The following is an 11,484-nucleotide window of genomic DNA, read 5'->3' on the forward strand; positions in this document are numbered from 1 at the left end:
AGTGGCACGGAACCAAACCCCGGCAACGCTTCGCGCTGCGCCCGTAGCGCGGGGTAACGAGAAAGCGAGTTCAGCGAGCGTTTCGAGGCACCCGCGGGAGGCGTCGGAACGACGCTCGGTGGCACTGCACCCAAACCCCGGCACCGCTGCGCGCTGCTTCCGCGGGTGCGCCTTAGGCTTACCACGCGCTACAAAACCACTGGAATCAAGTGATTTTACCCGCGGATGGCAGGCTTGGCGTGAGTGATGGCGCCCGCCGCCTTTGGGTGAATTATATTCTTATACCTCATATCCCGCTTCGCGGGCGAGAAGCGTGTTGGCTTGCAACCAGCCCTCGATATTTCCGCAATCGAACGTGCGCCCGTTCATTCGAAAGGCTTGTACGGGTTTGCCTTCCTGCATTAATCGATCGATCGCATCGGTCAGCTGAATTTCATTCCCGGCCCCCGGTGGCTGGTCACTTAGCAGCTCCATCACCCGGTAAGACAACACATAACGGCCAATCACGGAAAGCCGTGAAGGCGCTTCCTCGGGTTTAGGCTTCTCGACAACACCGCGCATATCGGCGCTTTCGCCCGCCCGGGGTTCGCTTCCCCCGCAGTCCACGATGCCGTAGCGGTGGACTTCCTCTTCCGGCACGGCTTCCACCATAATCTGCGCGGCACTGCTCGCGTCCCAGCGTGTCACCATGTCGCCCAGGTCACACTTGTCACTGCCTGCCTGGGGCTTCACCAGCACATCCGGCAGAATCACAGCAAAAGGTTCGCCCTCACCCAGCAAATGGGCGGCGCAAAAAACCGCATGCCCTAAGCCTTGTGCATTCGGCTGGCGTACGCTGGTGATTTTTAGTCGTGGTGGCGCAATAGCGGACAAGGTTTCCAATAGTGCGTCTTTGCCTTTGCTCGCCAACGAATCCTCAAGTTCTGCATGCGCATCGAAGTGGTCTTCAATCGCCGACTTTCCCGAGCGAGTGACTAAAATGATTTCGTTGATCCCCGCCGCTAGCGCCTCTTCCACCACATGCTGAATCAGCGGGCGATCGACCACCGGCACCATTTCCTTCGGGATTGCCTTGCTGATGGGTAATAAACGCGTCCCAAAACCCGCTACCGGAATAATCGCTTTGCGCACTTGCGTCATTACAGCTTCCTTAATTAAGTGATTCGTTCATTGATGAATGGCGCCGCCACTCGCCTATTTTCTGCATCAGCTGCTCAGTGCTGGGGTCTTTTACCACCGCATACTCTAGAGGCCCCCCCGCCAAGGTTTGATAAAGGCTTGTCGCTAACTGCTTGCCTAGCTCAACGCCCGGCTGGTCAAAGGGATTAAGGTCCCAAAGCACCGATTGGACAAACACCTTGTGCTCGTAAAGCGCTAGCAGCGCTCCAATGCTCCCCGCGTCTAGCTGTTTTAACAGTAATAATGAGTTGGGCTGATTGCCACGATACCCTTGCGCCATGTGCCCCCGCAGAGCGGTTGGAATCGCGTCATCGCCTAGTGCAAACAACTGCGCCTGAGCCAGGCAATTCGCCAGTGTGAGCTCCTCTTGGGCCGCCAACAACGCCTGCACATCCTGCGTGGCGGCCACTTCGCGCTCGGCGACCGCCACGAAATCAGCGCTTACCGTGTGCCCGCCTTGGTGTAATAATTGATAAAACGCATGCTGCGCATTAGGCCCTACATCGCCCCAAATAATCGGACAGGTAGCATGCGTAACCGCACGACCGTTCAAACACACGCTTTTACCGTTGGACTCCATTTCCAACTGCTGTAAATAGGCAGGTAAACTTTTCAGGCGGCTATCATAAGGCAGTACCGCGTGAGTGGGGATATGCAAGAATTGACAATTCCAGGCACCCACTAACGCTATCAAAACGGGTAAATTATCTGCCAGAGGCGTTTCAAGAAAGTGGCGATCAAGGGCATGTGCGCCTTCTAACAGCGCATTAAAGTTGGCCATGCCGAGCTGCATTGCGATGCTCACCCCAATCGGCGACCACAATGAAAAACGCCCACCAATCCAGTCTTTAAAAACCAGCTGATGAGCGGCGGGAATACCCAATGCGGTCATTTTATCCGGCTTGGAAGAAACCCCCACTAGCTGATGGCAACAAACAGTCGGCACATCAAGTTCAAGCGATTCACTCAACCATGTTAACGCCGTTTGAACATTGAACTGGGTATCGGCCGTGGTAAACGACTTCGACGCCAATACCAATAGCGTTGTGGCCGGATCCAAGGACTCCATCAGCGGCAGTAATTGGGTGCCATCCATACTAGATACATAGTGAACGTTCATCAGCGTATGGCTGGGGCGATCGGCCAAGGCTTCACTGATTAATTTTGGCCCCAGGTCAGAGCCGCCAACGCCAATATGCACGACATCAGTGATTGACTGCCCGCTGGCACCAAACCATTCCCCCCGATGTAAACGCTCGACCATGGCAGCCAGGCGCGTGCGCTGCTGCTGGCAAAAGGCGGCGGCCGCTTGCATACCGTCGGGCGGCGTTACCGTCGTCGGCCAGCGCGCCGCCATATGCAGTGCCGCTCGCTGTTCTGAAGGATTGACCACCGCTGCGGAAAAAAGTGCGTCGCGCTTTTTTTCCAATCCCGTGCTGCGCGCCCAGTCCACCAATAACGCCAACGTTTCAGTCGTCAGGCGCTGCTTGCTAAAATCCACATGGAGTGAACCAAACGTGAATGCCAGGGCCTCCGCCCGGTGTGTCGCGGTGGCCGAGTGACTGCCAAGCAAATCGCTTAACGACTGCGCCTGTAAATGCTCGGCATGAGTTATTAGCGCATTGATGGGCGTGTAAAGGCGATGATTCACAGCGGTTAGCGGCGTATTCATGAATTACCTTCCTGATGATGTCCAAGCAACAGCCGTTACCCTTTCAATACATCTGCTAACAGCTTTTGCGCGTTTTCAATCAACTCATCCAAATGCTGCGGGCCGGTAAAACTTTCGGCATACACTTTATAAAGCGACTCGGTACCGCTGGGACGGGCGGCAAACCAGCCGTTTTCGGTGGTAACTTTAATACCGCCAATCGCCGCACCATTGCCTGGGGCTGCTACCAGCACCGCGGTGATGATGTCGCCCGCCAGGGTTTTCTCAGTCACACTGTCAGCGCTTAGGTTTTTAAACGCCGCTTTCTCTTCGGGCGAACAAGACGTATCGACACGTTTGTAGAAAGGCTCGCCAAAGCGCTGTGTCAGCGTACGGTAATACTCGCTGGGCGTTTTGCCGGTCACTGCCATGATTTCCGCTGCCAATAAACAGAGCACAATACCGTCTTTATCGGTGGACCACGCGTTTCCATCCCGAGTCAGCAGGCTTGCACCAGCGCTCTCTTCACCACCAAAGGCCAGCCAGCCTGCGTGCAGGCCATCGACAAACCACTTAAACCCCACGGGGACTTCATAAAGCTCGCGCTCGTGGGACGCCACTACCCGGTCGATCATCGAAGACGACACCAGCGTCTTGCCAATCTTGAGCGTTTTGGCCCACTCGGGGCGGTGGGTAATCAAATAATCGACACACACGGCCAAAAAATGATTCGGGTTCATCAAGCCGTTGGCATCCACAATACCGTGGCGGTCGGCATCGGGGTCGTTGCCAAAGGCGATATCAAAGCGGTCTTTGATCTTGAGCAGGTTCGCCATCGCCGCCGTGCTGGAGCAGTCCATTCTGATTTTGCCGTCGTGATCAGGCGGCATAAACGCAAACTCAGCATCAACCGTGGTGTTCACCACCTCAAGATTGAGGTTGTAGTGCGCCGCTATCGCCTGCCATACCGGCAGCGCCGTCCCGCCCATCGGGTCAACACCCAGCGTTAGGTTGGCATCTTGAATCGCGGCGATATCCAGTACGCTGCCCAGTTTGGCGACGTAATGTGCGGTGAAGTCGTACTCTTGAGCGTGGGCAATCGCCTCGTCAACCGGCACCGTGGGCACATCGTCTAATTGGCGCAGCAGGTAAGCGTTGGCGCGCAGCTCAATCCAGCCGGTAGCATCGGTATCGGCTGGGCCGCCGTGGTGCGGGTTGTATTTAATGCCGCCGTCTTCCGGTGGATTATGCGACGGCGTAATAATTAAGCCATCAGCTAGCGCTGGGGTCGCCTGATTTTGAGCACGATTGTGGGTCAAAATCGCGTGGCTGACTAAGGGGGTAGCAGTGTAGCCGTGTGCTTTTTCAACAAACACAGGCACCTTATTGGCGGCTAGCACCTGCAACGCACACTCCCAGGCAGGATGCGAAAGTGCATGGGTATCAAACCCCAAAAACAGCGGGCCTTGATAATTTGACTTCACACGGTAATCGACCACTGCCTGTGTAATCGCCAGAATATGCATCGCGTTGAAGGTGCGATTAAGCGAGCGCCCCCGATGCCCCGACGTACCAAACGTCACACGCTCAGCTTGGTTAGCAGCATCGGGGCGTTGCTCAAAAAATGCGTTGATGGTGGCATCCATTCCTTTCTCCCTTACACAATAGCGCTAATAATCGTTTAACTTTCGTAGGCCTACGATAGCAGCCCTAGCTGCTGCTGTGTCCGTCACTCCACGGTGACACTTTTAGCAAGGTTACGCGGTTTATCCACATCAGTGCCTTTTACCAACGCCACGTGGTAAGCAAGCAGCTGCAGCGCTACCACATGCAATACTGGCGACAGCAGGCCATTATTTTTAAGGTCCGTGCTTTTAAAAACAGTGCTTTTAAAGTCATCGGTTTTAAAACCACCGTCTTTAAATCCAGTAGGGTCCGGCATCTGCAATACATGCACATTTTCGGATGACGTTACCGTACTGCCGCTATCGGCAAACACATACAACACACCGCCTCGAGCGCTCACTTCCTGCATGTTGGCTTTGAGCTTTTCCAACGTTTCATCGTTGGGGGCAACCACGACCACCGGCATTTCTGAATCAACCAACGCCAAGGGGCCATGCTTTAACTCACCCGCTGGGTAGGCTTCAGCATGAATGTAGGAGATTTCTTTAAGCTTCAGCGCGCCTTCCAAGGCAATTGGATAATGCCGCCCACGACCCAAAAACAGCGCATGCTGTTTATCGGCAAAATACCCCGCCCACGCTTTAATGCTAGGCTCTAACGCCAGCACTTTACCGACGGCGATGGGTAAATGGCGCAACTCATCCAAGTAGGCTTTTTCAGTAGACGCATCCAAACGCTGATTGGCTTTCGCCAGCAATAATGTGAGCAGGAAAAGCACGCTTAACTGGGTGGTAAACGCCTTTGTAGACGCCACGCCTATTTCCGGCCCGGCGCGGGTAATAAAGCGCAGCACGGTTTCACGCACAATGGCAGACTCAGGCACATTGCAAATCGCCAACGTATGATGATGCCCCAGCGCCTTGGCATGATGAAGTGCGGCCAGCGTGTCGGCGGTTTCACCAGACTGGGAAATAACCACAACTAGCTGGTTAGGGTTGGGCACACTTTGACGGTAGCGGTATTCACTGGCAATTTCGACGTTACAGGTAATACCCGCCACTTGCTCTATCCAGTACTTGGCGGTCATTCCTGCATAGCTGGAAGTACCGCAGGCAATAATCAGTACCGAATCGATTTGCGCAAAGATATCGGCCGCCTCGGCACCAAAAATCCCCGCTTGTAACTGCCCTGCCCCGCTAATCATTTCTAGCGTATTGCTAAGTGCCTGAGGCTGCTCGAAGATTTCTTTCTGCATATAATGGCTGTAATCGCCAAGCTCTACCGCATTAGCGTTCAGGCTAGAGGTAATCACGTTACGCTGGGTAGGCTGGCCTAGCCGATCGATCAAGCTGATGGATTCAGGTGTCAACCGCGCGATATCGCCATTTTCCAAGTACATCATTCGCTTGGTAACAGACAGCAGCGCAGACGCATCTGAGGCGGCGTAGTGACCATCATCGGCAATGCCCAGCATGAGCGGCGAGCCTTCGCGGGCAACCACCAAACATTCGGGTTCTTCTTCGCTAATGACCGCTAAAGCAAAAGCCCCTTTTAAATGCGCCACGGCACACTGCACAGCGGAAAGCAGGTTTTCTGCCGGTTCGCCGATATGGCCTTTAAAGCAGGCTTGAATCAGGTGGGCGATGGTTTCAGTGTCAGTATCAGAGGTAAAGACATATCCAAAGCCCTGTAGCTTTTCACGCAGGGCTTCGTAGTTTTCGATAATGCCGTTGTGCACCACCGCCAAACCGCCAGAGATATGGGGGTGGGCATTATGTTCAGCAGGGACGCCGTGTGTCGCCCAACGGGTGTGAGCAATGCCCACGTTGCCACTCATGCCCGCTTGCGCAACTTTGCTGGCCAGCTCAGCCACGCGCCCTTTAGAACGCGCACGCTGCAAGCCGTTAACCCCCTCGTTGGGTAATAGCGCCAAACCCGCCGAGTCGTAGCCGCGGTACTCTAGGGTTGCCAACCCTGCGAGTAGAAAGGGAATGCTATCATTTGCGCTAGCCGCGCCGACGATGCCGCACATAATATATCCACTGGTAGCAATAAGTTAATATTTAATTCCCAATGTATACTATTGTAAACAACAAAGCCAGACATGCCCTAACAATGGTACAGAGCCAACCCCTGGCAACGCCCCGCGCTGCTTCCGCGGGTGCGCTGACGCCGCGCTACAAAACCGCCAATATCAAGCAAGTGCACCCGTAGCGCGTGGTAACGATTATGTGAGAGGAACGAACATAAGAGGCACCCGCGGGAGGCGTCGGAACGACGTCCAATGGCACCTCAGCCAAACCCGGCACCGCTTCGCGCTGCTTCCGCGGGTGCGCTGACGCTTACGCCGCGCTACAAAACCGCCAATATTGAGAAGGTTCGAGCCAAAACTAAAATCGGTGGCGCCTTGGTTTAATGCCCCCACACCACAAAATAAGGGTTGAGCTTTTCGCTGGGGTTGGCGTAACTAAGCGCGCTGCCTTCCAGGGTTTCCACGCGGCCACCCGCTTCAAGCACCACCGCATGGGCAGCAGCGGTGTCCCACAAGCAGGTGGGGCCTAAACGCGGGTAGGCATCGGCGAAACCTTCAGCGATGGTGCACAGTTTTAACGAACTGCCCATGGGCAGCATGGTGTGCTCACCCAGCCGCTCCAACCACGCGGCCAAATCAGGGCTGGGGTGTGAACGGCTGCCCACCACGCGCCAGGACACGCCTGGTTTCGGCTTGCCTGATACGGCAATAGCCTTGCGCTGACCATCGGCTTCAATCTTGAAGGCCCCTAACCCTTGCGCTGCCACGTAGCCAATCTCAAGCGCGGGTGCAGTCACCACGCCTAGCACCGGTTTGCCGTTCTCAATCAGGGCAATATTGACGGTGAACTCGCCGTTGCGCTTGATAAACTCTTTGGTGCCATCCAACGGGTCGACCAACCAATAGCGGCCCTCGGCATCGGCTCCGGCAAAGCCCTCGATATCCTCTTCAGAGAGGATGGGGATGTCTACCGGCAGCGCCTTTAAACCGCGCACAATGACATTGTGCGCCGCCTTATCGGCGTCGGTTAACGGGCTTTTATCGTCTTTCTCTTCCACGCTGAACTCGCCTGCGTAAACGCGCATAATGGCATCGCCTGCTTCGCGGGCAATGCCTTCAACGGCGTCCAACAGAGCTTGGTTAATCACAGTCATACTTTTATTCCTTGCATAAAAAAGCTGCCATAACGCCAGGCCTCTAGTGCGCAAACGAAAAACCGGCCTCCTAAGAGGCCGGTTCTATCGTTGTTTCCAACGTATCTATCTCATAGACTAATTAAGACAAAGCTTCTTAGAAGTCGTAACGAACGCCAACAGTGGTCAGGATTTCGTCGTCGAGCGAACGGAAGTTATCAGTTAAGGATTCGTCAAAGCTAGTGCCGCTGTCTTCTTGATATACTTCGGCAAAGACATACATTGGCTGGCTGAAGCGATAGTTGCCGCCCAGCATCCAACGATCTTTGTCGTCTACACCGTCAAATGCCATGTCGACACGAGCGTACTGACCGTAGACTTCACCCATACCGTAGTCGTAGGTAGCACCTAAGCCCATAATGCTCTCTTCAGCATTGACTGCTCTGTCAGAAACAGTTTGGTTCGAGCTTGACGCACGAGTATCCAGTACGTCTTGGCCGAACTTGCTGCTAATCTCTTCGTACTTGAAGCGCAGGCTAAAGGCATCGGTTACGTCATAGTTGGCGAAGAAGCCGAACAGATCTTCACCAGCGGCATAAGGACTACCGCCGTCGTAGCTAGCGCCACGATCAGAAACATCCTTGCCCTGGCTGTAACCCAACGACATATACAGGTCGTTAATGGTGTAATCGACAGCTGCAGCAGTCGTCCAAGTAGCGCTGTTGTCCTGACCAGCTGTAATATCGTTAGTGTTACCGGAAAGGTGCTTGGCCTGAACATGAGCACGGAAGCCGGAAAGTTCGGGCGTAGAGTAAGAAATCGCATCGCCGCGGCTGTCAGCCGAAATGCCGCCAAGCTGTTCCCAGCCCAGGTTTTCCGGCACATCGAAAATCACGTCGCCAGAACGGTAATAAACGCTGTCGAAGTTACCGGCCTGCACCGAACCCCAGGAATCGCTGCGTGCACCCAGGTAGGTGTTACGGATGGTGTCGAAACCACCCGTGTTCTGGGCATCAGCATCGCCACGAAATTCCATGCGGGCAAAAACGCTTAGGTCGCGGGTAACTTCGTGGTCAGCGATAAAACCAAAGCGTGAACCCAGATCGATGAAATCGGAGCCGGAGGAACGAACGTTACTTTCCTCTTCGGTAACAACAACGGTACCGTCATCTAGTACTGTTTCGCTACGTACAGTACTAGTACCACCATCAGGACCACCGGTAGTGATGCCATAAACAACACGGCCGTAGATGTCCAGCTTGGTGCCGTCTTGGTCATAAACAGTTGCTGCTTGTGCTGCTGCAGAGGCGCCCATGGCACCGATGATAGCAGTCGCTAGAAGTGTCTTTTTCATGATTTAAATTCCTTAGCTCGTATACTGTTTCGATCGTTTATGCTCGACTTTAATAAGTCGGCAGTTGGCTTTTGCGGGCCATGCTCTTATTTCATCCCCGGTTTTTTCCGGTGGTATGCGGCATGTCCTCAACTAAGCCTTGTTATAGTCCAATGCTCGCAAGACGAACTTTATACCGGGATTCCAGGGAACGCAATAGAAAAAAACAGTGTTTTTTTACTATTTTGGCTTTTTTATTGAACCCCTGCCTATAAGCCCGGTCTCAACGCCCTTCGAATTTCTGCTGCAAGCCTAGTAATTTGTCTTCCATGCTAAGCGGCTTGCGTGACTCGCTTTTTTCACTTATGCGTTCGCTGTCAGGCGGTTTAGGCGCCTCTTGGCGGGGCTTTTCAGCAACCGCCTTGGGTTTGGGCGGGCGTTCTTTAGGCTGCCCAGCGGCCTGCTTATCGCCGCGTTTTTGCGCCGCGTGCAGGGCCGCTTCTTTATCCACCTTGCCGGCCGGCTGGCCATCCAAATCAACTCGCTCAACGCCTACTCGCACCGCTTTTATATAGCGTGGCAGGTTGACGTAGTTGGCCAACGCACGGCGAATCAGCTTGTTGGGCCATGCTTCACGCTCGGCAAGGTCTTGATGAATACCCACTTTTAGCGGCTTGGTGTGGCCTTTAAAAAAGGCGTTGGGATAACGCTCATACCACTGGTTTAGCAGGGCATGCGGTGAAGGTGTTTGCGCTGCGCCTTCTGGTTGCTCCGGCTTTTCAGGTTCTTCTGGCTCTATTGTATTTTCCGGTGCCTCTGGCTTGACCAGGGCGGCGTCAACATTGGCGGTGCTGTCAACATTGGTGGCATTGTCGACTTGGGCGCTTTCTACCGGTGCCTGTTGGTCTGCAGTCACTGCCTCATCAGGTGCTAGCCGCTGCTTGAGTCGATGGTTCTCTTCGCGCAGGACTTGCAGCTCAGCTTGGGTACGTTCAAGACGCGCTTCTAAGTCATCTAACATGTTCGTTAAGCTGGCGGTCATAGCCTTCTCCTTTGACCCTGTCAGTCGGCGATGCGCTCGTAGACCACGAAATCGTAGCTTGGCTGCCCTTGTGCTGGCTGCCCTGCTACGCGCTGCACTTCACGCCAGGCTTGTTGATCAAACTCAGGGAACGTTGCGTCGCCTTCTGCTTCTACATCCACTTCCGTTATGTACAGCCGCTGGGCAAACGGTAGCGCCTGGCGGTAAATCTCACCGCCCCCCATCACCATAACTTCTTCTGCGGCTTCAATGGTGGCGTGCTGGTCGGCCAAGGCAAGCGCTGAGGGTAAGTCATGGCACACGCGCACGCCTTCTGGGGAGAACTCGGCGTTTCGGGTGATGACGATATTAAGCCGATTTGGCAGCGGTTTGCCAATCGAAGCAAAGGTTTTTCGCCCCATCACCAGGGGCTTAGCCTGGGTGATCCGTTTGAAAAACTTTAAATCTTCAGGCAGGTACCAGGGCAGCTTGCCCTCCACACCGATCACACGGTTCCTGGCCATGGCGACGATCATCGCTACCGGCACTAACGAATCAAATTCACTGCTTTTTTGGCTCATAGCGTCCTGCTGGGTCATACCGCCACCTCGGCTTTGATGTGCGGGTGCGGGTTGTATGCATCAATATGAATATCTTCAAAACGGAACGCAAAGAGATCGTCTATATCCGGGTTTAGCACTAGCGCTGGCGCGGCGTTGGGCGTGCGCGAAAGCTGTTCTTTGGCTTGGTCTAGATGGTTACTGTAGAGATGCGCATCGCCCAGGGTGTGAATAAACTCACCCGGCTGTAGGCCTGCCACCTGCGCCACCATGCTAAGCAGCAAGGCATAGCTGGCGATGTTAAACGGCACACCCAGGAAGATATCGGCACTGCGCTGATAGAGCTGGCACGAAAGTTTTCCATTGGCGACATAAAACTGGAACAGGCAGTGGCAAGGCGGTAGCTGCATTTCATCGACCTGCGCCGGGTTCCAGGCAGAGACAATCAGCCGGCGCGAATGCGGGGAGGTACGCAGCTGCTCAAGCACTTTGGCAATTTGGTCAACGCTGCCGCCCTTGGGGTCAGGCCAACTGCGCCACTGGTAGCCGTAAACGGGACCCAGGTCGCCGTTTTCGTCCGCCCACTCGTCCCAAATCCGCACGCCGTTCTCTTTTAGGTAGGCAATATTGGTGTCGCCTCTCAAGAACCACAGCAGCTCATGAATGATCGAGCGCAGGTGCAGCTTTTTCGTCGTCAGCAGTGGAAAGCCGCGCGACAAATCAAAGCGCATCTGGTGGCCAAATACCGAGCGCGTGCCCACGCCTGTACGGTCATGGCGATCAACGCCGTGGTCCAAAACAGTTTGCATCAAATCTAAATAAGGTTGCTCAAGCGCGGGCATTGTAGCAGTCACAGAATTTCCCAATTAACAGGCGGTTTAACGATTTATTCTAGGCGCCCATGGCGGCTCGGTCTAGCAGTGCAGGCCTATTAGCATTGTTCAACCAA

The 11,484-nt window shown here is 54.5% G+C and carries 9 protein-coding genes; all 9 read right to left on the reverse strand.

The features are described from left to right. Positions 1-279 precede the first annotated feature (279 nt). The gene (locus HVA01_RS06830) at positions 280-1,140 is read right to left on the reverse strand and encodes a UTP--glucose-1-phosphate uridylyltransferase (protein ID WP_146874243.1); all 861 of its coding nucleotides are present in this window, start codon (positions 1,138-1,140) and stop codon (positions 280-282) included. A gap of 10 nt (positions 1,141-1,150) precedes the next feature. After that, complete coding sequence (gene pgi / locus HVA01_RS06835; RefSeq protein ID WP_146874245.1) at positions 1,151-2,851, reverse strand: glucose-6-phosphate isomerase; 1,701 nt, start codon at positions 2,849-2,851, stop codon at positions 1,151-1,153. 35 nt (positions 2,852-2,886) lie between these two features. After that, complete coding sequence (gene pgm, locus HVA01_RS06840) at positions 2,887-4,476, reverse strand: phosphoglucomutase (alpha-D-glucose-1,6-bisphosphate-dependent) (RefSeq protein ID WP_146874247.1); 1,590 nt, start codon at positions 4,474-4,476, stop codon at positions 2,887-2,889. 83 nt (positions 4,477-4,559) lie between these two features. Continuing rightward, positions 4,560-6,488, reverse strand: a complete 1,929-nt coding sequence (glmS, locus tag HVA01_RS06845) for a glutamine--fructose-6-phosphate transaminase (isomerizing) (protein WP_146874249.1) — start codon at positions 6,486-6,488, stop codon at positions 4,560-4,562. A 380-nt stretch (positions 6,489-6,868) separates the two neighbouring features. After that, positions 6,869-7,642 carry a 3'(2'),5'-bisphosphate nucleotidase CysQ gene (gene cysQ, locus HVA01_RS06850; protein ID WP_146874251.1) on the reverse strand — a complete coding sequence of 258 codons (774 nt, stop codon included), beginning with the start codon at positions 7,640-7,642 and terminating at the stop codon, positions 6,869-6,871. A gap of 136 nt (positions 7,643-7,778) precedes the next feature. After that, positions 7,779-8,975 (reverse strand): porin, encoded by a 1,197-nt coding sequence (locus HVA01_RS06855; RefSeq protein ID WP_146874253.1) that lies wholly within the window; start codon positions 8,973-8,975, stop codon positions 7,779-7,781. Positions 8,976-9,237: 262 nt separating this feature from the next. Next, on the reverse strand, positions 9,238-9,996 hold the full coding sequence (locus HVA01_RS06860) for a ProQ/FINO family protein (protein WP_146874255.1): 759 nt from the start codon (positions 9,994-9,996) through the stop codon (positions 9,238-9,240). Positions 9,997-10,016: 20 nt separating this feature from the next. After that, a complete protein-coding gene (locus HVA01_RS06865) occupies positions 10,017-10,574 on the reverse strand; it encodes a dihydrofolate reductase (protein WP_146874257.1) in 558 nt (185 codons plus the stop codon). Next, positions 10,571-11,377 carry a thymidylate synthase gene (locus HVA01_RS06870; protein ID WP_174787767.1) on the reverse strand — a complete coding sequence of 269 codons (807 nt, stop codon included), beginning with the start codon at positions 11,375-11,377 and terminating at the stop codon, positions 10,571-10,573. Before HVA01_RS06870 ends, HVA01_RS06865 begins: the two co-directional genes overlap by 4 nt. Positions 11,378-11,484 lie beyond the last annotated feature (107 nt).

This window comes from Halovibrio variabilis (genome assembly GCF_007991175.1).
In the GTDB taxonomy this organism is placed as follows: Bacteria; Pseudomonadota; Gammaproteobacteria; order Pseudomonadales; family Halomonadaceae; genus Vreelandella; species Vreelandella variabilis.